Origin of the sequence: Undibacterium umbellatum, from assembly GCF_014284125.1 — a bacterium.
Classification (GTDB): Bacteria; Pseudomonadota; Gammaproteobacteria; order Burkholderiales; family Burkholderiaceae_D; genus Undibacterium; species Undibacterium umbellatum.
The window spans coordinates 1-21,732 of record NZ_JACOFX010000018.1 but is presented as its reverse complement, the minus strand read 5'-3'; the positions used below and the strand labels follow the sequence as shown (position 1 = coordinate 21,732).

22 protein-coding genes are annotated in these 21,732 nt (G+C 50.1%); 16 read left to right on the top strand and 6 right to left on the bottom strand.

Features of this window, described 5'->3' with window-relative positions:
• Positions 1-155 precede the first annotated feature (155 nt).
• The 10 genes from H8L47_RS23915 (at position 156) to H8L47_RS23870 (ending at position 9,535) form a co-directional block, all read left to right on the top strand.
• The gene (locus H8L47_RS23915) at positions 156-1,580 is read left to right on the top strand and encodes a sodium:solute symporter family protein (protein ID WP_186956155.1); all 1,425 of its coding nucleotides are present in this window, start codon (positions 156-158) and stop codon (positions 1,578-1,580) included.
• 92 nt (positions 1,581-1,672) lie between these two features.
• Positions 1,673-1,978 carry an FmdB family zinc ribbon protein gene (locus H8L47_RS23910; protein ID WP_186956154.1) on the top strand — a complete coding sequence of 102 codons (306 nt, stop codon included), beginning with the start codon at positions 1,673-1,675 and terminating at the stop codon, positions 1,976-1,978.
• Between the two features lie 54 nt (positions 1,979-2,032).
• A complete protein-coding gene (locus H8L47_RS23905; protein ID WP_186956152.1) occupies positions 2,033-2,635 on the top strand; it encodes a DUF502 domain-containing protein in 603 nt (200 codons plus the stop codon).
• A gap of 61 nt (positions 2,636-2,696) precedes the next feature.
• Positions 2,697-4,499 (top strand): aspartate--tRNA ligase, encoded by a 1,803-nt coding sequence (gene aspS, locus H8L47_RS23900; protein ID WP_186956151.1) that lies wholly within the window; start codon positions 2,697-2,699, stop codon positions 4,497-4,499.
• Positions 4,500-4,573: 74 nt separating this feature from the next.
• Positions 4,574-5,362, top strand: coding sequence for a CsgG/HfaB family protein (locus H8L47_RS23895; RefSeq protein ID WP_408057742.1), 789 nt, complete (start codon positions 4,574-4,576; stop codon positions 5,360-5,362).
• Positions 5,363-5,634: 272 nt separating this feature from the next.
• A complete protein-coding gene (locus tag H8L47_RS23890; protein WP_230413894.1) occupies positions 5,635-6,117 on the top strand; it encodes a cache domain-containing protein in 483 nt (160 codons plus the stop codon).
• A 176-nt stretch (positions 6,118-6,293) separates the two neighbouring features.
• Positions 6,294-6,743 carry a dihydroneopterin triphosphate diphosphatase gene (gene nudB, locus H8L47_RS23885; RefSeq protein ID WP_186956148.1) on the top strand — a complete coding sequence of 150 codons (450 nt, stop codon included), beginning with the start codon at positions 6,294-6,296 and terminating at the stop codon, positions 6,741-6,743.
• A gap of 19 nt (positions 6,744-6,762) precedes the next feature.
• Entirely contained in the window at positions 6,763-7,578 is an 816-nt protein-coding gene (locus tag H8L47_RS23880) for an endonuclease/exonuclease/phosphatase family protein (protein WP_186956147.1), read from the top strand.
• Positions 7,575-8,738 carry a phospholipase D-like domain-containing protein gene (locus H8L47_RS23875; RefSeq protein WP_186956146.1) on the top strand — a complete coding sequence of 388 codons (1,164 nt, stop codon included), beginning with the start codon at positions 7,575-7,577 and terminating at the stop codon, positions 8,736-8,738. Before H8L47_RS23880 ends, H8L47_RS23875 begins: the two co-directional genes overlap by 4 nt.
• A complete protein-coding gene (locus H8L47_RS23870) occupies positions 8,735-9,535 on the top strand; it encodes a DUF429 domain-containing protein (RefSeq protein WP_186956144.1) in 801 nt (266 codons plus the stop codon). The genes H8L47_RS23875 and H8L47_RS23870 overlap by 4 nt, the downstream gene beginning before the upstream one ends.
• An 11-nt stretch (positions 9,536-9,546) precedes the next feature.
• On the opposite strand, the gene H8L47_RS23865 is transcribed toward H8L47_RS23870, so the two are convergent.
• From H8L47_RS23865 to H8L47_RS23850, 4 genes are read right to left on the bottom strand one after another with little or no spacing between them, the layout of a single operon-like run.
• A complete protein-coding gene (locus tag H8L47_RS23865; RefSeq protein ID WP_186956142.1) occupies positions 9,547-10,419 on the bottom strand; it encodes a hypothetical protein in 873 nt (290 codons plus the stop codon).
• Complete coding sequence (locus H8L47_RS23860) at positions 10,409-11,176, bottom strand: tRNA(His) guanylyltransferase Thg1 family protein (protein WP_186956141.1); 768 nt, start codon at positions 11,174-11,176, stop codon at positions 10,409-10,411. The genes H8L47_RS23865 and H8L47_RS23860 overlap by 11 nt, the downstream gene beginning before the upstream one ends.
• Complete coding sequence (locus H8L47_RS23855; RefSeq protein WP_222616667.1) at positions 11,173-11,619, bottom strand: AAA family ATPase; 447 nt, start codon at positions 11,617-11,619, stop codon at positions 11,173-11,175. Before H8L47_RS23855 ends, H8L47_RS23860 begins: the two co-directional genes overlap by 4 nt.
• Before the next feature lie 45 nt (positions 11,620-11,664).
• A complete protein-coding gene (locus H8L47_RS23850) occupies positions 11,665-12,303 on the bottom strand; it encodes a TetR/AcrR family transcriptional regulator (RefSeq protein ID WP_186956140.1) in 639 nt (212 codons plus the stop codon).
• Between the two features lie 273 nt (positions 12,304-12,576).
• On the opposite strand from H8L47_RS23850, the gene H8L47_RS23845 reads away from it, so the two are divergent.
• From H8L47_RS23845 to H8L47_RS23820, 6 genes are all read left to right on the top strand, one after another.
• Positions 12,577-12,960 carry an RNA-binding S4 domain-containing protein gene (locus tag H8L47_RS23845; RefSeq protein WP_186956139.1) on the top strand — a complete coding sequence of 128 codons (384 nt, stop codon included), beginning with the start codon at positions 12,577-12,579 and terminating at the stop codon, positions 12,958-12,960.
• 230 nt (positions 12,961-13,190) lie between these two features.
• Positions 13,191-13,793, top strand: a complete 603-nt coding sequence (locus tag H8L47_RS23840) for a TetR/AcrR family transcriptional regulator (RefSeq protein WP_162061746.1) — start codon at positions 13,191-13,193, stop codon at positions 13,791-13,793.
• An 81-nt stretch (positions 13,794-13,874) separates the two neighbouring features.
• A complete protein-coding gene (locus H8L47_RS23835) occupies positions 13,875-15,665 on the top strand; it encodes an acyl-CoA dehydrogenase C-terminal domain-containing protein (protein WP_186956137.1) in 1,791 nt (596 codons plus the stop codon).
• Between the two features lie 57 nt (positions 15,666-15,722).
• Positions 15,723-18,110, top strand: coding sequence for a 3-hydroxyacyl-CoA dehydrogenase/enoyl-CoA hydratase family protein (locus tag H8L47_RS23830; protein WP_186956136.1), 2,388 nt, complete (start codon positions 15,723-15,725; stop codon positions 18,108-18,110).
• Positions 18,111-18,125: 15 nt separating this feature from the next.
• Positions 18,126-19,322 (top strand): acetyl-CoA C-acyltransferase, encoded by a 1,197-nt coding sequence (locus tag H8L47_RS23825; RefSeq protein ID WP_186956135.1) that lies wholly within the window; start codon positions 18,126-18,128, stop codon positions 19,320-19,322.
• A gap of 222 nt (positions 19,323-19,544) precedes the next feature.
• Positions 19,545-20,321 (top strand): enoyl-CoA hydratase, encoded by a 777-nt coding sequence (locus tag H8L47_RS23820; protein WP_186956134.1) that lies wholly within the window; start codon positions 19,545-19,547, stop codon positions 20,319-20,321.
• Between the two features lie 53 nt (positions 20,322-20,374).
• On the opposite strand, the gene H8L47_RS23815 is transcribed toward H8L47_RS23820, so the two are convergent.
• Positions 20,375-20,710 (bottom strand): metalloregulator ArsR/SmtB family transcription factor, encoded by a 336-nt coding sequence (locus H8L47_RS23815; protein ID WP_186956132.1) that lies wholly within the window; start codon positions 20,708-20,710, stop codon positions 20,375-20,377.
• Positions 20,711-20,896: 186 nt separating this feature from the next.
• Entirely contained in the window at positions 20,897-21,289 is a 393-nt protein-coding gene (locus H8L47_RS23810) for a hypothetical protein (RefSeq protein WP_186956131.1), read from the bottom strand.
• Positions 21,290-21,732: the final 443 nt, after the last annotated feature.

Below are 21,732 nucleotides of genomic sequence, written 5' to 3'. Positions count from 1 at the left end.
ACAAGTACGCCCAGATAGCGTGTTTTTTACACAAATATGCCTGGTACATAGCAGAAATTTGCCGCTGCCCCCTGCAAACTTCGTGTAACTTACGTCTATAATGCCCGCAGAAAAAAATGCGGGTTTTTTATTGACATCTTTGCACGCTTCCCTCCATGAATACACTCATCTGGTTCGTCATCCTGTATTGGGTCATCTCTGTTGGCATAGGATTATATGCCGCCCGTTATGTCAATAACTCCAAAGACTTTGCGGTCGCAGGTCGCTCCCTGCCCATGTACGTGGTCACAGCAACGGTGTTTGCTACCTGGTTTGGTTCTGAAACCGTGCTCGGGATTTCGTCCACCTTCGTCAAGGAAGGTTTGAAAGGCGTGGTTGCCGATCCTTTTGGCTCTTCCATGTGTCTGGTCTTGGTCGGCCTGTTCTTTGCGCGCCCTCTGTATCGCATGAACTTGCTGACTATCGGTGATTATTATCGCAATAAATTCGGTCGCACGGCCGAAGTCCTGGTAACACTGTGTATCGTAGTGTCTTACCTGGGTTGGGTGGCGGCGCAGATCAAGGCCCTGGGCCTGGTGTTCACGGTGGTGTCAGGCGGCTATATATCAATGAATGCAGGCATGATGATAGGTGCTGGCAGTGTGCTGATCTATACCCTCATGGGCGGCATGTGGTCAGTCGCGATTACAGATTTTTTGCAAATGATCATCATCGTCATTGGCATGCTGTACATAGGCTGGGAGGTTTCCAGCATGGTGGGCGGTGCTCAAGTTGTCGTAGAGCATGCTGCCAATGCAGGTAAGCTGGATTTCTGGCCCTCGCCTACGCCCAGGGAGTCTCTATGGTTCTTTGCTGCCTGGATCACCATGATGCTGGGTTCGATACCCCAGCAGGACGTGTTTCAGCGCGTGGCCTCATCGAAGAATGAGAAAATTGCTGGCAATGCATCGGTATTGGGTGGCGTACTGTATTTCTGCTTTGCCTTCATCCCCATGTTCCTGGCGTATTCGGCGACACTGATCGACCCCAAGATGGTCGAGAGCCTGATAGACAAGGACCCGCAACTGATACTGCCAACCCTGATCATGACCAAGGTGCCTATGCTGGCCCAGGTGATGTTCTTTGGTGCCTTGCTGTCGGCGATCAAAAGTTGTGCAAGTGCAACCTTATTGGCGCCATCCGTCACTTTCTCAGAAAACATACTTAAACCATTTTTCCCAAAGCAAAGTGACAAGCAATTCCTGTTCATGATGCGTGCAGTTGTTCTGGTATTCACCGTTATCATTACCTTGTTTGCCATGAATACCAATTCCAGTATTTATAAAATGGTGGAAAATGCCTATAAGGTGACACTGGTTTCCGCTTTTGTACCACTTGCTTTTGGCCTGTACTGGAAACCTGCGACCACCCAGGGTGGCCTGGCTTCCATCATCCTGGGGATTGTTTCCTGGGTCAGCATGGAAGTCTTTGCTCCCGATGGCTTGTGGCCACCACAACTGGTGGGTGTGCTAATGAGTTTGACAGGTATGATAGCGGGGTCTTTGCTGCCGCAAATTGTCCGCAAGAAGCTGGTGGTTTGATACCAGCTTGGATATCGGCATGATGCAATGCGCAAATTCTGGTCAAAAACCTTTATAATTCAGGGTTTTATCAGTTTTTTTAGGGCTTAACCATGCCGATTTATGCTTACCGCTGTGAAGAATGCGGGTTTGCCAAGGATGTACTGCAAAAGATTTCTGACGAACCGCTCAGTGTCTGTCCGACTTGCGGCAAGTCGTCCTTCCGCAAACAAGTGACTGCTGCCGGTTTTCAGCTCAAGGGCTCAGGCTGGTATGTGACAGATTTTCGTGGTGGCTCTGGTGGAAGTGCGGCAGCACCTGCGACTGACGAGGCGGCAGCCACGCCGGCACCTGCTGCAACACCAGCGGCTGAAACCAGTGCGCCGGCACCAGCCAGCGATGCTGGCAAGGCTGCCTGATTTGCTTTTTTATTCCTTATTGTTGCCGTTTAATTCATAAAGCTAACCATTACCATGCGTAAATACTTTATTACTGGCTTGCTGATTCTAGTACCTCTGGCAATCACGCTGTGGGTGCTGCATGCCATTATCAGTACCATGGACCAGTCCCTGTTGCTGTTGCCTACTGAGTGGCGACCAGAAAAACTGGTTGGTTTCAAGATGTTGGGTATAGGCACGGTCCTAACCTTGCTCATCGTCTTTGTGACGGGTTTGCTGGCGCAAAACTTTATTGGCAATTACGTCATCAGGGCCTGGGAAAGCCTGTTGCAGCGCATTCCTATCGTCAGTTCCATCTATTCCAGCGTGAAACAGGTATCGGATACGCTGTTTTCTTCTTCTGGCAATGCCTTCCGCAAAGCCGTGCTGATTGAATATCCGCGTCGTGATTGCTGGACCATAGGTTTCCTGACTGGAGTACCGGGTGGCGATGTGGTTAATCACCTCAAAGGCGATTTTGTCAGCGTATATGTGCCAACTACACCGAATCCGACCTCCGGCTTTTTCCTGATGTTACCCAGGGATGAAGCCATAGAACTGGACATGAGTGTCGATGCCGCACTCAAGTATATTGTTTCCATGGGCGTGGTGGCTCCCGAGCATCTCCCCACCAAATAAATGATGCGGTTATCCACTGCATCAAATCATTTTTAATTTTGAATACAGACAGGTAAGAAATATGTCCATGCGTACCCAATACTGCGGCCTCACTACAGAGGAATTACTCGGCCAAACCGTCAGCCTCTGTGGCTGGGTGCATCGTCGTCGCGATCACGGCGGCGTGATCTTCATTGACTTGCGTGACCGCGAAGGCCTGGTGCAGGTTGTTTGCGATCCTGACCGTGCTGATGTATTCAAGGCTGCAGAAACTGTACGTAATGAATTCTGTCTGCGCATTACTGGTCTGGTCCGTAGCCGCCCAGAAGGTACTGGCAATAGCAATTTGAAATCCGGCAAGATCGAAGTGCTGGCGCACGAAGTGGAAGTCTTGAATCCATCCGTCACGCCACCATTCCAGCTCGATGATGACAACCTGTCTGAAACAACACGCCTGACTCACCGGGTGCTGGACCTGCGTCGTCCGCAAATGCAAAACAATCTGCGCCTGCGCTACAAGGTGGCGATGGAAGTGCGTAAATTCCTCGACGCAAACGGCTTCATCGATATCGAAACACCAATGCTGACCAAGTCCACGCCAGAAGGCGCACGTGACTACCTGGTGCCATCCCGCGTCAATGCTGGTAACTTCTTTGCGCTGCCACAATCCCCGCAATTGTTCAAACAATTGCTGATGGTCGCCAACTTTGACCGTTACTACCAGATTACCAAGTGCTTCCGCGATGAAGACTTGCGTGCTGACCGCCAGCCAGAATTTACCCAGATCGATTGCGAAACTTCTTTCATGAATGAGCAAGAGATTCGCGATATGTTTGAAGGCATGATACGTCTGGTCTTCAAAAACACCCTGGACATCGACCTGCCAAACCCTTTCCCGGTGATGGATTTTGCGGATGCCATGGGCCTGTATGGTTCCGACAAGCCAGACATGCGCGTCAAACTGCAATTCACAGAATTGACAGATGTGATGAAGGATGTTGATTTCAAGGTATTCGCCGGTGCCGCCAATATGGTCAATGGCCGTGTAGTCGGTTTGCGCGTACCAGGTGGCGCCAACATGCCACGTTCTGAAATCGATGCTTACACGCAGTTCGTTGGTATCTACGGCGCCAAAGGCCTTGCTTACATCAAGGTCAATGACAAGGCGCAAGGCCGTGATGGTTTGCAGTCACCCATCGTCAAGAATATCCACGACGCGGCATTGGCACAAATCCTGGAACGCACAGGTGCGCAAGATGGCGACCTGATTTTCTTCGGTGCTGACAAAGCCAAAGTCGTCAATGACGCTATCGGCGCATTGCGTGTGAAAATCGGTCATAGCGAATTCGGTAAAGCCAATGGCTTGTTTGAAGATGCATGGAGGCCACTGTGGGTAGTTGACTTCCCGATGTTCGAACATGATGAAGAAAACGACCGATGGACAGCGACTCACCATCCATTCACTGCACCAAAAGATGGTCATGAAGATTTGATGGAAACTGATCCGGGCAAATGTATTGCCAAGGCGTATGACATGGTCTTGAATGGCTGGGAACTGGGCGGCGGTTCTGTCCGTATCCACCGCGCAGATGTACAAAGCAAGGTTTTCCGCGCATTGAAGATCGATGCAGAAGAAGCGCAATTGAAATTTGGCTTCTTGCTGGATGCATTGCAATACGGCGCGCCTCCGCATGGTGGACTGGCTTTCGGCCTGGACCGTATCGTCACCATGATGACAGGTGCAGAATCCATCCGTGACGTGATCGCCTTCCCGAAAACTCAGCGTGCCCAGTGTCTGTTGACACAAGCACCGTCTGAAGTTGATGAAAAACAATTGCGTGAACTGCATATCCGTTTGCGCGCAGCAGAACCAAAAATTGCGTAATCTTTAATCTGCAAAGCCGGCTAGTTGATGAAACTGAGATTATTGAAACTGCAATCAATGAAAAGAGTATGCGAGTGAATAACAAGACAGCTTTATTTTTATTGTTGAGCAGTAGTTTATTGCTCGCCGCTTGCGGAGAAAAGAAAACCGAGCTTGGTGAGGGTTCTTCTGAAGTGACTGGCGCTGCCGGTCCTGTTGGTGCCAAGGGCGCCAGCAAGACCCTGGTGAAGTGCGATGCGCCAGTGGCGACCTTGTCACTGGTGGAAAATCCTAACGGCTATACCCAGATCAGTCAGTACAATCTGCCGTCTTCACCTGTGCCCTTGATACGCCTGTTGGCCCAGCAAAGCGGGTGCTTCCGGGTGGTGGACCGTGCGTCTGGCCTGAAAGCTGTGATCAATGAGCAGGAACTGAAAGACCAGGGCATCATTCGCAAGAACTCTACTGTTTCCAAAGGCAAGGGGTACGAAGCGCAATACACCATGACGCCTAGCCTGACTTTTTCTGAAAGCAAGGCTGGCGGCGGCATAGGTGCCATCATGGGTATGATTCCTGTCCTGAGGAATTTTGTAGGGTATGCTGAAAAAGTCAGTTTCAAAGAGGCACAAGTAGCCTTGTTGCTAACTGATAATGAAACCACCGAGCAGGTAGCTGCCTCTACAGGTTCAGCCAAGTCCACTGACCTGGGTCTTGGGGGGCTGGCTTTTGGTGCAAATGGTGGTGGTTTTGGCGCAGGCTGGAGCAATACCAATGAAGCCAAGGTTATCGTCGCCGCCTTTCTGGATGCGCACAACAAGCTGGTGCCGCAAGTCAGGCAATTGCAGGAAAAAGAATTGCCGCCGGCTGTGCCAGTGAAAAAGTAAGTTTTTATTTGTCTGACCTGAAAGGCCTGCTTTGCAGGCCTTTTTGCATATTGCTGCATCGCATGAATTGTTAAAAGTCGCTAGATTTGCTAGCAGCGAGACATTTATATGCATTCCTTTGTTCCAGATCTATGGCAATGCAATAAAAATCCCTCAATGTAAACTCTTGTTTCCTTGAAAAGCGTAGCTCAAAAAAGCTGCTATAAAGAAACAAGTGGCCGAGACTGTCGTGCTTGTGCTGATGGTAAGTGTTTACTTATAAGGAGATTAAGATGGAATGTTTTTCAGCTAAATTATTACCTGTAGTATTGAGTATGCTTGTATGTGTGCCGTTCGCACATGCGGCCAGTGAGCATGGAACCGAAGCCGAAGCTCAGGACATGGTCAAAAAAGCCGTTGCCCTGGTCAAGTCAGCTGGTGCAGAAAAGGCCTATAAAGTGTTCACGGATCATCCCGATGGTGCATTCAAGGAAAAGGACTTATATGTCTTTGTGTACGACTTTGACGGAAATTGCCTGGCGCAGGGGGCCAACGCAAAAATGGTCGGTAAAAATTTGATGACCATGAAGGATGTAGACGGCAACGCCTTCATCAAAGGCATGATAGACCTGGTGAAAACCTCATCCAAAGGCTGGTATGGCCCCTACAAGTTCAATAACCCTGCAACTCAGAGCTATGAATTAAAACGTTCCTATTGTGAGCGTGGCGCTGGTGACAGCATGGTTTGCGTGGGTACTTACTTCGAGAAGAAATAAATCATACAAACCAGTCTGGCAAAAATACTGCACGCCAGAGTTGCTATCGTTTTAGCGGCATTCTACTGAGCATATCGTTCAGGGAATGCCGTTTTACTTTCTGAGATCAAATATGGATGCGCCAAAGGGGTTAGAATGGTGGTTTTGAAAACTCCGGATCATCCTTTCGGCCTGGCATGTCAACGCACAAAATCCCTGAATCTGTCCTGGTAGTTATTTACACCGCTGCACTTGATGTTCTCTTGCTGGAACGCGCTGACAAGGCCGGATTCTGGCAATCTGTCACAGGGTCGAAAGATACTGTCAATGAAGCGTGGCAGAGCACTGCCATCCGTGAAGTGGCAGAAGAAACCGGTATAGACGCCCTGCAATATGACTTGCAAGACTGGGGATTGACCAATATATATGAAATCTACCCGGTCTGGCGGCACCGCTATGCACCAGGTGTGACGAAAAATACCGAGCATGTGTTTGGCCTGTGTGTCAGTTCTGATGTCGCAATAAGGCTGGCACCACGTGAGCATTTGCAATATCTATGGTTGCCCTGGCAGGAAGCAGCGGACAAATGTTTCTCCGCATCGAATGCTGAAGCCATACTGCAATTACCGAAGCTGATCAAGGTTTAATAAGCCAAAGGGAATCACCATGAAGTTGCGCATTGCCACCTACAATATCCACAAGGGCGTCAGTGCATTTGGCCGCAAGGCCCGCATCCATGGCATCAAGGAAGCGATAGACTTGCTTGATGCGGATCTGGTGTTCCTGCAGGAAGTGCAGGGGCAGCATGATTTGCATGCAGAAAACCACACGCGATGGCCGCAAGAGGGGCAGCATGATTTTCTGGCCGGTCAATCCCATGAGGCCGTGTATGGCATGAATGCCGTGTATGAACACGGTCACCATGGCAATGCCCTGTTAAGCCGTTATCCGATTGCGTCCTTTGTCAATCATGATGTGTCTGACCATGCCTATGAGCAGCGCGGTATTTTGCATGCCATTGTACAGGTGGAGAAAGTTCAGATACATTGCTTTGTCATCCATCTTGGTTTGTTTGCCGGCAGCCGCCGTCGCCAGATACAGGCACTTATACACACCATCCAGCAAGATGTGCCGTCCAATGCGCCGCTGGTGATTGCCGGTGATTTCAATGACTGGAGCCAGCGCCTGAGCCAGACTTTGTATCAGGAGTTGGGTGTCTTCGAAGCCTTTGATGTCGATGGCAAGCATACGGCATCACGTTTTTCCCTGAAGGGCATGCGCAACATGTTGAGCAAGAACAGTGGTAGTCATGCCCGCACCTTCCCTGCTGGTTTGCCCTGGTTATGTCTGGATCGCGTGTATTTGCGCGGCTTCAAGGTAGAAGAAGCACATGTCATGAAAGGCGCACCATGGACGACGTTGTCGGATCATGTGCCGATTACTGCCAGCCTGGTATTGCTGGATCAAGCTGAAAGCGCATGAGTAAGCTGCATTTCACCGAAGGCAATGATGTCGAGCTCTTGCACAGTGGTGCACAGTTTTTCCCCGCCCTGATTTCATCGATAGATCAAGCGCAGCATGAGGTGTATCTGGAGTCCTATATCTTTGCAACTGACCATACTGCACAAATGGTACAGGCAGCACTGGTGCAGGCAGCAGCGCGTGGCGTCAAAGTCAGAGTCGTCATAGACTGGATAGGCAGCGACAGACAGGCAGCATTGAGCTTAACCCAGTGTTTCAATGAGCAGGGCGTAGACTGCCGCTGCTTTAATCCCTGGTTCAAACGCGGCCTGGCACGCACCCACAGAAAAATCTGTGTGGTTGACAGGCAAATCGCCATTGTCGGCGGTTTGAATATCATCGATGACAACATTGCTGATGATGGCTCAGGTTTGGTATTGCCTTTTCCGCGCTGGGATTTTGCTGTAACAGTGACTGGTCCCCTGGTTGCCAACATTCATCTGGAAGTAGACGCGCAATGGCGCAAACTCGGCAAACTGGATTTACGCACACGCTTTGCCCTGATGCAGCATCTGCGAGCCGATGCCAAGGTGGCTGGTAAACAAATCACCTCGGCAGCATTGGTAGTACGCGACAATTTGCGCAATCGCGCCACCATACAAAGAGCCTACCTGCATGCGCTGGGCATGGCAAGATCACGTGCCATTCTCGTTACACCCTATTTCGCACCCGGCAGGAAATTTCGCCGCGCCCTGATATCTGCAGCCACTCGCGGCGTCGATGTAGTGCTCTTGCTCGGCGTCGGCCAGTTTGCCTTGCAGGATGCGGTATCGCAATCTTTTTACCCAAAATTATTGGCAGCTGGTGTGCGCATAGTCGAATATGGCAAGACGCAACTGCATGCCAAAGTTGCTGTCATTGATGAGGACTGGGCCACGGTAGGCTCCAGCAATTTCGATGGCCTCAGCCTGTTCGTTAATCACGAAGCCAATATCGTTGTCCGCGACAAGGCATTTGCCGCCAGTCTGACGCATGAACTGGAATTGGGCATTGCCGATGGCACAGAAATCTTTGCCGAAGATGTGCAAAAGAAGGCCTGGTATAAACGCGCCTGGCATGGCACGGCTTACCTGATTTACCGTGGTCTCATGCGCATCGTCACCTTTGGGCATTACGGATGAAATTGCACGGTGTGGATTTCACCTCGACACCTTCGCGCCGCAAAGGCATCACGATTGCCAGTGGCCAAATGCAAGCCGATGTACTGCGCTTGGAATCTCTGCAAACACTCAGCGACTTTACTGCTTTTGATTCTTGGCTCATGCAGGCTGGCCCCTGGCTGGCAGGTTTTGATTTGCCATTTTCTCTGCCGCGCGAACTGGTAGAACATCTGCACTGGCCAAGCAACTGGCCTGACCTGATGCGTCATTTGCAAACACAGACACGCGCTGAATTGCGCCTGCAATTCAAGGCCTTTTGCGATGCTCGCGCAGTTGGCAATAAATTCGCCCACAGGGCGACGGACATCCCGGCAGGTTCTTCTCCCTCCATGAAATGGGTCAATCCACCAGTCGCCTACATGCTGCACGCAGGTGCCCCGCGCTTGCTGGATGCAGGTGTCAGCATCCCAGGTATGTATGAAGGCGACCCTCAACGCATCGCCCTTGAAGCTTACCCCGGCATGGTGGCACGCAGCATCACCAAAGCCTCGTATAAAAGTGACGACAAAAGCAAGCAAACACCAGAGCGCCAGCAAGCACGCGAGCTGATCGTTACCGCTTTGGAGGCGGGAACAACACCCTGGAAAATCAAGCTGGACCTGGGTCGCTATAAGACAGGACTCATAGCAGACGGCAGCGCCGATTTGCTCGATGCGGTGCTATGCATGTTGCTGGCTGCATGGGCATGGCAGAGACGGGAAGATAATTATGGCTTGCCAGAATTTGATGCGCTGGAAGGCTGGATAGTTGGGGCATGAATAATTTCCTATTACCTGGTTTTTAATCGCATCACATACTCAGCGATACCATAAGCCAGCCCCGCATAGACAGCCAGCCTGGGGTCAAAAACGGCCAGTGCAAGTGCGCCGCAAATGCAGCCTGTTGCACGGTACAGGGAATCTTCTCCCTGTATTTTTGCCTGTAACGAAGATGCCATCGCCGCTACTGCCAAGATGATGGCACTGTAAAAACACCAGTCAAAAAAATGATTCGGATTGACATCGAAGACCGAGGCAGCAAAGGCGGCTTCTGGAAAAATGTCTTGTTCAATCTGTAAAGCGAAAAAGCGCGAGAAGTCAAACCGTGGAATCAGGGAATTTGCATATGTGACCGAGCAAACCAGAATCAGCGCCAAGCCACCTTTGAACAATGAAAACAAGCTCCAGTGGCTTGGATGCTTAGCTAGCCATGCCAGACTGGCAGGGCATCTGTTTTCATCTGTGGTTGGGAATAGGTTTTTCAAACTCAAGAACATGCCAAGGCAGGTCAGCAGCATGAATGAGAGATACACCAGATTGCGGGTAGTGTTGCGGGCATCCTGAAATCCTGGCTGTGCATATAAAAGTCCCATGGTCAGGGCGGTGATTGCGGCAAGTACGAACCCTGCGTATCCGTGTCTCTGAGGCCAGCGCGACCGACCTGCCCAGATATGCAGCAAGGGTGTACACAATGCATAAGAACCCAGCAATAGTAACAGCATGAACAGTAATTTCATGACCAAGCCAGCCATGCTCAGTCCCCGGTCATACAAATTAGTCGCCACACCAGCAAGCAACCAGGTAAGCGGTGCAAACACAGGTGCCAGCAGATAAGCCTGAAAGGGGATGTGCTGTGCATTGATGTTGTGATTATCAGTCGGCATCGCTTTTTAATAATTGCCACAAGAATTCACTATATGCGTCCCCTTGCGGCAATTCATAGTCAGTCTTCAAGATTTTTCTTGTGCTGATGACCTCTTTATTTTCTTTTGGATTAAAGCCGATTCTTTCTTCTTCAAGCATGTACAAACCAGTGCCGCGCTTTTGCCATAGCGGCAGGGTCTTGAAATTGATATCCCTGCTTTGCAGTAATGCTTCTTTCTCTGCCAGTGACTTGCCTTCTATGAAGCTGGTGGTCTCGTTTTGCGATTTACCTTCTTTCCTGAGCTGCCAGTAGCAATGCGCATTCAAGGCATTTCTGTTGGCATCTTCATTACGCCAGCGAAAATAATCGACGACCAGATTTTGAGTGGGTAATTGGCAGATGCGGCAATCGAAAGCGGCTACCTGGCCCAACATCAGGCTGAATTTGGCGGATGCCTCGCCAGCCAGTAGAGAATTGTATTTTCTTAATTTGCGGCCAAAGGCATTGATGTGCAGGTCAAACAGCAAGGAAATTTCGTCACTCTGGTTATAGGCATAGATGACCTTGAAGCCGCAGTTCATCAGATGCTTGCAGGTTTCCACCATCAGGTCGCGAAACCTGATATCAAACGGCGCTTCAAATGCGCAGGTTTCCTTGGTCAGGCGGGTAAAGCCGCGGCCATCAATGCGTGCAATCATATACGTGCCGGCGGGGACGTAATCATCATGCGCAGTTTCATAGCCACGCATGACTTTTTCCAGTTCATCAAACTTCATTTTTTCCAATCAGTGGCAGTCAGTTTGCCATCTATAAAATCGACATAATACAAGCGATCAAAGCCTTCATCATAATCCGGGATTTCCAGTTTTCTATGGGTATCCAGTATGCCAACCTTGGGTATCAGGTCCTTGCCTTGCCGCTGGCTATTCCATGCCAGCGCTCTGTCCAGATCAGTTTTGAAATAATATGCAGTCACCGGCCACTGTCTGGACTTGATCTGCTCCAGATAGTTTGCCCGGATTCCTCTTGTTGGGTTGGTGTTGTCAATGACAAAGGGCATGCTGGTGTCAAAACAAAACTCCAGCAAGCGAGTCTGGCGGTTTTTGGTTTTCAGCAAGTCATTGCTGATACGCAGGTGGCTATTGAAAAAGCGTTCTTTGTAAAAAGAAGATTTACCGCTGGCCTGTAGTCCTATGAAGATGATGGCTTCCATTTGCATGCATGCTAGTCCGTTTAGCATGCATTATTACATACGGGTCAGCCACTAGCCCAACCGTGTAACAGCCTTGATGCCATCGGTGATGAAGCGCAGTAAATAGGGTGCTGCCACATCAGCCTGTCTGGCAGGGCACAGGCCATCAGAGAGACGTTCTATGCGGGTATCGACGACATGGTGTAGCAGGGCACCGAGGGCAAACTGATAGCTCCAGTAGATACTGTCCGCCGGGGCATGGGGCAGTGCATCATGCAAGGCGGCGATGAATTCGCGTGCCATGGGGTCGTAGAATTCTCGGGTGATGCGTTCGCTGGCTTCGTGTTGGTCAATCACGCCGCGCATGACCATGCGCGAGAAGTTTGCGCCTTCGGCTTTTTCATTGAGTTTCAATACTGGCAGCACGAAGGCGGCGATGATGGCATCAAGCGTCGTGCCTTGCGGACTTTGTGTGCGTGCATGACGCAAGCCGTTAAGGCGGTCAGCAATATAGCCACTGTGGTGCTCGTAGATGGCGTGGTACAGCTCATTCTTGGCACCAAAGTAATAACCGATCAGGGCGATGGGTACCCCAGCCTCATGGGCAATGTCGCGTATGGACACGCCCTCGTAGCTTTGTGCGGCAAAGCATTTCTCTGCGGCAATGAGAATCGCGCGCTTTTTTCCACTTAGTTCTTCAACAGAGCTCATGAGCTGATCCGACCAAATTGGCAAACATGCGAAAGTGCATAAATAAATGCAAAAACTCTACCGAATTGTACGGTCGTTCAGTTTATTGTCTATGCGCACTGCAACATGGCTCAATTTAGTGACACGCTTTGTTGTATGCACAAACATTGGGCGAAAATGCCTAGGATTTGACTGACAGCTGCCATAAATTGCATCAAAATAGAATGAACGTGTTTTTTAGGTCCATACTGGATCAATTGATCCAGACATTTTGTAAAGAAAAGCGACACCTTCATGAGCGACACCACCCGTATCGATAAATGGCTATGGGCAGCCAGATTCTTTAAAACCCGCAGCCTGGCAACCAGTGCCATAGAGCTGGGACGCGCTTTGCAAAATGAGCAGCGCGTCAAACCCGCACACAACGTCAAAGTTGGCGACCTGATTGAGGTGCAGCAGGCTGAACAGGTGTGGCAGGTCAGGGTATTGCGCATACTGGAAACGCGAGGCTCGGCGACCATCGCCCAGACCATGTATGAAGAAACCGCTGAGAGTGCAGCAAAACGCGCCAAAGTGGCAGAAGACAGGAAGTATTTCCGGGAACCGACAGCGAAGCTGACAACTAGACCAACCAAGCGTGACAGAAGGCAGCTGGACCAGACGCATAATCACGAATAAGCCAAGGCTGAGCGGAAAGCAAAAAAACGAGACGGCAGGAGGCAAAACATAATAGATACTCTCCTCTAAAGACGCAATCTGGTTTGACTTTTCAGGCGCTGTGCATAATAGTACGAGCGTTCGATAAATTCATTTGTTTGCATCACTTTTTGCTTCACTTAATGGTCACTACGGGCAGACATGAATCTTTTCAACACAATTAATGTAATATGAATATGACATCAAAATTCATGCGCAAGGGGGAATTGACCCGCGCCGCCATTCTGGACGTGGCTCTGGATGCTGCCAGCCGTGATGGTATCGAAGGGCTGACCATCGGTTTGCTGGCCGATAAAATGAACATGAGCAAGTCTGGCGTGTTCGCCCATTTCGGTTCGCGTGAAGATTTGCAGATCGAAGTGCTGAAGCTGTACCACCATCATTTCGAGCAAGAGGTGTTTTATCCAAGCATGAAAGAAGAACGTGGCTTGCCGCGTTTGCAATCCATGTTTGCATTATGGGTCAAGCGCGTCACGGTAGAGATTGCATCTGGTTGTATCTATATCAGCGGTGCTGCCGAATACGATGACAGGGCTGGGCCCATCAGGGATGAACTGGTTGGTATGGTCCACGCGTGGCAGGGTGCCTTGCACCGCGCTGCTGCACAGGCGATACAACTTGGCCATTTGCGCGATGATGTTGAACCTGAACAGATTGTGTATGAAATGTATGGCCTCATATTAGCCCTGCACCATGATGCGAGATTCTTGCGCAAACCGGGTAGCGTGGGCCGTGCCGAAGTCGGATTTGAACGAATGATCGAGTATTACGCGCCGGTGCAGGTCACAGCCTGAATTTAGCAGGCTTTAATAGACACCGTCGCAAACAATTTGTATCCACATTTACCGTTTTAACTTTGCCGTCAGGAGAAAATCATGGGTCAATATATCGCTCCATTGCGTGATATGCAGTTCGTGTTGCATGAGCTGTTGAATGTAGAAGAAGAATTGAAACAGCTGCCTAAGCATGCTGATGTTGATGGCGACATCATCAACCAGATTTTGGAAGAAGGCGGCAAATTCACTTCCAATGTATTGTTTCCACTGAACCACTCCGGTGATCGCGAAGGCTGCCACCACGACAAGACCAACCACACCGTCACAACACCAAAAGGCTTTAAAGAAGCCTACAAGCAATACGTGGAAGCCGGCTGGCCTGCATTGTCTTGCGACCCAGAATTTGGCGGCCAGGGCTTGCCACTGGTGGTCAACAATTCTTTCTATGAAATGTTGAATTCATCCAACCAGGCATGGTCCATGTACCCGGGCCTGTCGCATGGTGCCTATGAATGTATCCACGAGCATGGCACACCAGAACAAAAGTCCCTGTACCTGCCTAAGCTGATCTCTGGCGACTGGACTGGCACCATGTGCCTGACCGAGCCACATTGCGGTACTGATCTGGGCATGCTGCGTTCTAAAGCCGAACCACAGGATGACGGCAGCTACAAAATCACAGGTGCAAAGATTTTCATCTCTGCCGGTGAGCATGACATGTCCGACAACATCGTCCATCTGGTACTGGCACGTTTGCCAGGTGCGCCAGAAGGTTCGAAAGGTATTTCCCTGTTCATCGTGCCTAAATATCTGCCAAATGCAGATGGCAGCAATGGCGAACGCAATCCTATTTTCTGCGGCGCGATCGAAGAAAAAATGGGTATCCACGGCAATTCTACTTGCCAGATGAATCTGGACGGTGCAACTGGCTGGTTGATTGGTGGCCCGAACAAGGGTTTGAATGCGATGTTTGTGTTCATGAATGCCGCACGTCTCGGCGTGGGTATGCAAGGTCTGGGTCTGACGGAAGTCGCTTACCAAAACGCATTGGTATACGCCAAAGACCGTATCCAGATGCGCAGCCTGTCCGGCCCTAAGGCACCGGACAAACCAGCTGACCCTATCATTGTTCATGCTGACGTACGCCGCATGCTGTTCACGGCAAAAGCCTATGCAGAAGGTGCACGTGCATTTTGCTCCTACGTCGCCCTGCAACTGGACAAAGAACTGAATCACCCTGATGAACAAGTCCGTAAAGATTGCGCTGACGAAGTCGCCCTGTTGACACCAGTCATCAAAGCCTTCATCACCGACAATGCCTGGACCGCAACGTCCGAGTGCTTGCAAGTTTACGGTGGCCACGGTTTCATCGCTGAATGGGGCATGGAACAGTACGTACGCGATGCCCGCATCAACATGATTTATGAAGGCACAAATACAGTACAGTCCCTCGACTTGCTGGGCCGTAAAATTTTGATGGACAATGGCGCAAAACTGCGCAAGTTCGGTGCCAAGGTTCAGGCATTTGTTGAGGCCAATGGCACTAACGAAGCAATGGCAGAATTCATCACGCCATTGGCTGAATTGGGCGACAAAGTCACCAAGCTGACCATGGAAATCGGCATGAAAGCCTTCCAGAATCCAGATGAAGTTGGCGCCGCTGCCGTGCCTTACCTGCGCGTAGTCGGACATCTGGTCTACAGCTATTTCTTTGCACAAATGGCAAAAATCGCTCTTGAAAAACAAGATTCTGGCGACAAATTCTATATCTCCAAACTGGCAACAGTGCGTTTCTACTTTGCCCGTTTGTATCCGGAAACAGCAATGCTGATCCGCCAGGCACGTTCTGGTTCTGCCAATTTGCTGGCACTCGAAGCTGACTTGTTCTAATCAAACATTCGCGTCATCCCATGTGGATGGGTTGGCGCGAAACTCTTGAGGTTAAAAATGACCAATTTCATCGTTAAAAAAGTCGCCGTTCTGGGCGCTGGCGTGATGGGTGCGCAAATTGCTGCCCACTGCATCAATGCAAAAGTGCCTGTCGTCCTGTTCGATTTGCCAGCCAAGGAAGGCCCTAAAAACGGCATCGTCCTGCGCGCTATCGAGAACCTGAAAAAGTTGAATCCTGCTCCACTGGGTAACAAGGATGATGCAGCTTTGATCGAAGTCGCGAACTATGAAGACAACCTCGACGTGCTGGCTGGTTGCGACCTGATCATTGAAGCCATTGCAGAACGCATGGACTGGAAACATGATCTGTACAAAAAAGTGTCCCCGCACATTGCGCCAAATGCGATCTTCGCATCCAACACTTCCGGCTTGTCTATCACTGCTCTGTCTGACGGTTTTGATGCAGAACTGAAAGCCCGTTTCTGCGGCGTGCATTTCTTCAACCCACCACGCTATATGCACTTGGTGGAGCTGATCCCTACCGTAGCTACCCGTCCAGAAATCATCGACCAACTCGAAGGCTTCCTGACTACTTCTCTGGGTAAGGGCGTGGTACGCGCCAAAGATACACCGAACTTCATCGCCAACCGCGTCGGTATCTTCGGCATGCTGGCAACGATTTATGAAGCAGAAAAATTTGGTTTGACCGTTGATGTTGTCGATGATCTGACAGGTAAAAAACTGGGCCGCGCTTCTTCCGGTACTTTCCGTACTGCAGACGTGGTTGGTCTCGATACCATGGGCCATGTCATCAAGACCATGCAAGACAATCTGTCTGATGATCCTTTCTTTGCTGTCTACAAAACACCTGAAGTGCTGGCCAAACTGGTTGCTGCAGGTGCATTGGGTCAAAAATCCGGTGCAGGCTTTTACAAAAAAGTCGGCAAGGACATCCAGCGTCTGGACTTCTCTACAGCACAATATGTGACTGGCGGTGCGAAGGCTGACGACGTCGTTGCTCGCATGTTGAAAGAAAAAGATCCGGTCAAAAAAATGAAGACCCTGCGTGAATCGACCAATGTACAGGCACAGTTCCTGTGGGCGATTTTCCGCGATGCCTTCCATTACATCGCTGTTCATGGTGCGACGATTGCCGACAATGCACGCGACATCGACTTCGCGATGCGCTGGGGCTTCGGCTGGAATGTGGGCCCGTTCGAAACATGGCAGGCATCTGGCTGGCAAGAAGTCGCTGGCTGGGTCAAGGAAGATATCGACGCAGGCAAGGCACTGTGCAATGCACCGATGCCAGCATGGGTATTTGATGGCCGCACAGGTGTGCATACTGCTGAGGGCTCCTGGTCTCCAGCAAGCAGCACTTACGTGCCGCGTTCCGACCTGGCTGTGTACGAACGCCAAGCCTTCCGTGCTCCAGTATTGGGTACAGGCGTAGCAACTGGCGCAAACGCTGGCACGACATTCTTTGAAGATGATTCCGTCCGTATCTGGCATCAGAATGACGACGTACTGGTACTGTCACTGAAAACCAAGATGCATGTGATTGGCCCAGGCGTCATCGAAGGCATGGAAAAAGCCATCGCTGAAGCCGAGAAAAACTTCAAGGGTCTTGTCATCTGGAGTGCAGACGCGGCTGACGGCGGCGCCTTCTCTGCCGGTGCTGACTTGCAGGCCATGCTGCCTTTGTTCATGTCCGGTGGTGTCAAAGCAATCGAGCCAGCAATCTCCCGCCTGCAAGATGCACATCAGGCTTTGAAATACGCGAACATCCCTGTAGTTGCTGCCGTATCCGGTCTGGCACTCGGTGGTGGTTGCGAATTGATGATGCATGCAGCAAAACGCGTGGCATCCATAGAGTCTTACATCGGTCTGGTAGAAGTGGGCGTCGGTCTGGTACCTGGCGGCGGTGGTTTAAAAGAAGCAGCAGTACGTGCAGCGGCAGATGCCAAAGGCACTGATTTGCTGCAATTCCTGAAAAACTACTTCACGAATGCAGCTACGGCAGCCGTATCCAAATCTGCACTGGAAGCACAGAAGATGGGTTATTTGTCTGCGGATGACGTCATCGTCTTCAACCCTTACGAATTGCTGCATGTTGCCAAGGTAGAAGCACGTGCCATGTTTGACGCCGGTTACCGCGCACCTATGCGCAAATTAGTGCCAGTCACAGGCCGTCATGGTATCGCCACGATAGCTGCACAACTGATCAACATGCGTGATGGCGGCTTCATCTCTGCCCATGACTTCAAGCTCGGCAAAATGATTGCTGAAGTGGTTTGCGGTGGCGACATCGATAATGGCAGCCTGGTCAGCGAACAATGGTTGCTCGACATGGAGCGCAAGGCGTTTATGGAATTGCTGAATCATCCAAAAACACAAGAGCGCATTATGGGCATGATGCAAACTGGCAAGCCAGTCCGTAACTAATCGAGGTACATTAACATGACTAAACAACTCCAAGACGCCTACATCGTCTCTGCTACCCGTACCCCGATCGGCAAATCTGGTCGTGGCATGTTCCGTAACACCCGCCCTGATGATTTGCTGGTGCGTGTACTGCAATCCGCTTTTGCACAAGTGCCTAATCTTGATCCTAAGCTGGCTGAAGATGCGATTATCGGTTGCTCTTTCCCTGAAGGTGCACAAGGTCTGAACCTGGCACGTATGGGTATTTTGCTGGCCGGTTTACCTAACAGCATTGGTGGCGTCACCATCAACCGTTATTGCGCATCCGGCATTACTGCTGTTGCGATGGCGGCAGACCGCATCCGCGTCGGCCAGGCTGACGTGATGATCGCCGGTGGTGTCGAATCCATGTCCATGGTGCCTATGATGGGTAGCAATCCATCGATGAACATGGCCATCCTCAAAGACGAAAACGTAGGCATGGCCTACGGCATGGGTCTGACAGCAGAAAAAGTGGCTCAGCAATGGAAAGTATCCCGCGAAGCACAAGATGCGTTTGCCCTGCAATCGCACCAACGCGCTATCGCTGCACAAAATGCTGGCTACTTCGATGCTGAGACTACATCAGTTGATATCATCGACCGTGTGCCTAACCTGGCAACTGGCGAAATCGAATTGAAAACACGCACCGTCAGCCGTGATGAAGGCGCACGTCCAGATACATCCATCGAAGGCCTGGCAAAACTGAAACCTGTGTTCGCCGCCAAAGGCAGCGTTACAGCAGGTAACAGCTCGCAAACTTCCGACGGCGCTGGTGCCCTGATCCTCGTTAGCGAAAAAATCCTGAGAGAATTCAACCTGACACCACTGGCACGTTTCGCCTCCTTCGCAGTACGTGGCGTACCACCAGAAATCATGGGTATTGGTCCTAAAGAAGCCATCCCGGCAGCATGCCGTGCCGCTGGCATCACGCAAGACCAGATTGACTGGTTTGAATTGAATGAAGCCTTTGCAGCACAGTCCCTGGCAGTGGTACAAGACCTGGGTCTGGACCCATCCAAGGTCAACCCTATGGGCGGCGCGATTGCCCTGGGCCATCCACTGGGGGCAACTGGTGCGATCCGTTCTGCGACGACTATTCATGCACTGCATCGCAACAACCTCAAATACGGCATGGTCACCATGTGCGTAGGTACAGGTATGGGCGCAGCAGGTATTTTTGAACGCATGTAAGCTGCTTGCCTGAGCATAAATTTAACCGCGCAGACTATATTTTCTGCGCGGTTTTTTTTAGGAGCTGGGTTTGATGGAGCTATGTCAAGGATGTGGACTCAAGACGCATAGGCCATTTTGGATTTTTCCGCCCACAGTTCCGCAGCACACTTTGGCAGCAAGCCTTACAATGGCTAACTAATGCACCACAATCTACTTGATCAATAAAAAGAGACTAGCACCATGGATATCCTGACCCAAAAAGAAAACGGTATTTTGACGATCAACTTCAATCGTCCAGAAAAGAAAAACGCCATCACCCAGGCCATGTACCAGTCCATGGCGGATGCGCTGCGCGATGCTGAAACAGACGTGGCCGTACGCGCCATCCTTATCACCGGCAAACCAGAGATTTTCACCGCAGGTAATGATCTCGAAGATTTCATGAAAAATGCCAGTAGCATCACATCGTCAGACGCTATTCCATCCGTCTATCAATTCATGCAAGCCCTGAATGAATCAAGCAAGCCTGTGATAGCCGCCGTTTCCGGTGCCGCCGTCGGCATAGGCACCACGCTGCTCATGCATTGCGACATGATATATCTGGCCGACAATGCCAAACTCTCCATGCCCTTCACGCAATTGGGCTTGTGCCCTGAATTTGCCTCCAGCATGATATTCCAGCAAATCGTCGGCTATCAGCGTGCAGCAGAAAAACTCATGCTCGGCGAAGCGTTCAGCGCCAATGAGGCGTTTGAAATGGGCTTCGTCAATAAGGTATTGCCACTGGAAGAATTGCTGCCTTACGCCCAGCAGCAAGCCGCCAAACTGGTGGCCCTGCCAGCAGCATCCATACGTGTTACCAAGCGCCTGATGAAAGGCAACCAACCCGCCGCCATCAGTGCCAAGATGACAGAAGAAAACAAGCATTTCTCGGCGATGCTGAATGCTCCAGAAGCGAAAGAGGCGTTCATGGCTTTTTTTCAAAAACGCAAGCCAGACTTTAGTCAGTTTAATTAAATTGAAGTATCTCCAGAATGGAGGTTCCTTGAATCAGCCTACTTATATTCTTATCACCCCTTGTTCTTCGCCTTGCTGACCCCCGACTTTGCTATTGCCTTGCTTTCGCGCTTCAGAGGAGCGCCGACAGGGCAAATAGAAAAAGCGAATTGCGTCAAGGTATTGACTAGGCTGTCGCCATTTAATTTGTACATCACAAACTGCCCCTGACGTTCACCAGAAATCAGGCCAGCATTTTCCAGCACCGACAAATGGCGGGAAATGGCTGGCGCACTCATTTTAAAGCGCGCAGCAATATCCCCTGCAGTCAATTCCTGCTCAGATAAATAAGCAAGAATCTGTCTGCGCGGTGATGATGCCAAAGCTTCAAAAATCTTATCAGAAGACATTATTCATTTTCAAAAGACGATTGCCGCACTAAGTTGAGCGCGGCAATAGTATTACGTAAATCAGTCAGTGCTTTACTAATTGCATAGACTGCAGCTTAAAGCTGCTCCTGGGAGCTGGCTCCCAGAGCAGCGACTTAAAGGGGGCTCCATATCTATAGCATAGACCAACATTCATTTCATCAATGCTTAAGCGGGAGCAGAAAAACTTTCTGCCTCACGCTTGTCATTCACTCTTACCCAAGCGCTGACAGTTCTGCCAAATTTGGCAATCATGATCATATTAAAAAAATGCATTGCACCAAGGCTGAGTACCGAAACACCTATTTTACTACCAACAAAGGGTATCAAGCCGTTGCCTGGCGATATTTGCCAGCCATCCAGACGAATGGCGATCAAACCTATGTTTATCAAATAAAAACCGACGACCAATAAGTGATTCGTGGATTTCGCCAATATTTCATCCTGACCAAAGCATTTCACCAGGAACACCTCACCGTTTTTTGACAAGGTTCTTGCGACCCAGATTGTCATGACGATAGAAACAATTGAATAGACCAAATAACTAAGTTCCATGCTCATTTCATACTCCTTCAAGGTTGAACAATAATTCAATAATTAACTAATATGTTAATTGCTGAATTGGTTAATGTCAATATTTATTAATGGCATGAAAAATCATGTAGATGGCATGAGGGGTGATAATTGGGATGAGACTACTTAAAGATTGACACCTGCACTGAAATTCCGGGCAGGAAAATCTTGCATCAGGTTTCTTTTGATGTTTTGGGTGTCAGCCCTGTCCAGCGCTTAAAAGAACGCTGAAAATTGTTCGCATGGCGGATTCAATTTCGACGGGCAACGCTGTGCTGTCTGTATTTTAATGAGTTATTTTATGTCACTAGTGTCCCAACGTTTCTCATAGGAGAGACATCTGTTTTGGTTGATTATCGTCATTGAGATTTCCCGATGACGGCGTAAGTAGTTGATTTATTGGCGTTGTTTCAAACATGGTGAGACTCAGG

What these genes read in the sequence shown, in the direction of transcription:
- H8L47_RS23890 (WP_230413894.1), top strand. Translation starts at nt 5,635, where the DNA reads ATGGAATGTTTTTCAGCTAAATTATTACCTGTAGTATTGAGTATGCTT.
- H8L47_RS23875 (WP_186956146.1), top strand. Translation starts at nt 7,575, where the DNA reads ATGAGTAAGCTGCATTTCACCGAAGGCAATGATGTCGAGCTCTTGCAC.
- H8L47_RS23845 (WP_186956139.1), top strand. Translation starts at nt 12,577, where the DNA reads ATGAGCGACACCACCCGTATCGATAAATGGCTATGGGCAGCCAGATTC.
- nudB (WP_186956148.1), top strand. Translation starts at nt 6,294, where the DNA reads ATGTCAACGCACAAAATCCCTGAATCTGTCCTGGTAGTTATTTACACC.
- H8L47_RS23830 (WP_186956136.1), top strand. Translation starts at nt 15,723, where the DNA reads ATGACCAATTTCATCGTTAAAAAAGTCGCCGTTCTGGGCGCTGGCGTG.
- H8L47_RS23835 (WP_186956137.1), top strand. Translation starts at nt 13,875, where the DNA reads ATGGGTCAATATATCGCTCCATTGCGTGATATGCAGTTCGTGTTGCAT.
- H8L47_RS23880 (WP_186956147.1), top strand. Translation starts at nt 6,763, where the DNA reads ATGAAGTTGCGCATTGCCACCTACAATATCCACAAGGGCGTCAGTGCA.
- H8L47_RS23855 (WP_222616667.1), bottom strand. Translation starts at nt 11,619, where the DNA reads ATGCAAATGGAAGCCATCATCTTCATAGGACTACAGGCCAGCGGTAAA.
- H8L47_RS23910 (WP_186956154.1), top strand. Translation starts at nt 1,673, where the DNA reads ATGCCGATTTATGCTTACCGCTGTGAAGAATGCGGGTTTGCCAAGGAT.
- H8L47_RS23915 (WP_186956155.1), top strand. Translation starts at nt 156, where the DNA reads ATGAATACACTCATCTGGTTCGTCATCCTGTATTGGGTCATCTCTGTT.
- H8L47_RS23810 (WP_186956131.1), bottom strand. Translation starts at nt 21,289, where the DNA reads ATGAGCATGGAACTTAGTTATTTGGTCTATTCAATTGTTTCTATCGTC.
- H8L47_RS23815 (WP_186956132.1), bottom strand. Translation starts at nt 20,710, where the DNA reads ATGTCTTCTGATAAGATTTTTGAAGCTTTGGCATCATCACCGCGCAGA.
- aspS (WP_186956151.1), top strand. Translation starts at nt 2,697, where the DNA reads ATGTCCATGCGTACCCAATACTGCGGCCTCACTACAGAGGAATTACTC.
- H8L47_RS23860 (WP_186956141.1), bottom strand. Translation starts at nt 11,176, where the DNA reads ATGAAGTTTGATGAACTGGAAAAAGTCATGCGTGGCTATGAAACTGCG.
- H8L47_RS23905 (WP_186956152.1), top strand. Translation starts at nt 2,033, where the DNA reads ATGCGTAAATACTTTATTACTGGCTTGCTGATTCTAGTACCTCTGGCA.
- H8L47_RS23870 (WP_186956144.1), top strand. Translation starts at nt 8,735, where the DNA reads ATGAAATTGCACGGTGTGGATTTCACCTCGACACCTTCGCGCCGCAAA.
- H8L47_RS23840 (WP_162061746.1), top strand. Translation starts at nt 13,191, where the DNA reads ATGCGCAAGGGGGAATTGACCCGCGCCGCCATTCTGGACGTGGCTCTG.
- H8L47_RS23825 (WP_186956135.1), top strand. Translation starts at nt 18,126, where the DNA reads ATGACTAAACAACTCCAAGACGCCTACATCGTCTCTGCTACCCGTACC.
- H8L47_RS23820 (WP_186956134.1), top strand. Translation starts at nt 19,545, where the DNA reads ATGGATATCCTGACCCAAAAAGAAAACGGTATTTTGACGATCAACTTC.
- H8L47_RS23850 (WP_186956140.1), bottom strand. Translation starts at nt 12,303, where the DNA reads ATGAGCTCTGTTGAAGAACTAAGTGGAAAAAAGCGCGCGATTCTCATT.
- H8L47_RS23865 (WP_186956142.1), bottom strand. Translation starts at nt 10,419, where the DNA reads ATGCCGACTGATAATCACAACATCAATGCACAGCACATCCCCTTTCAG.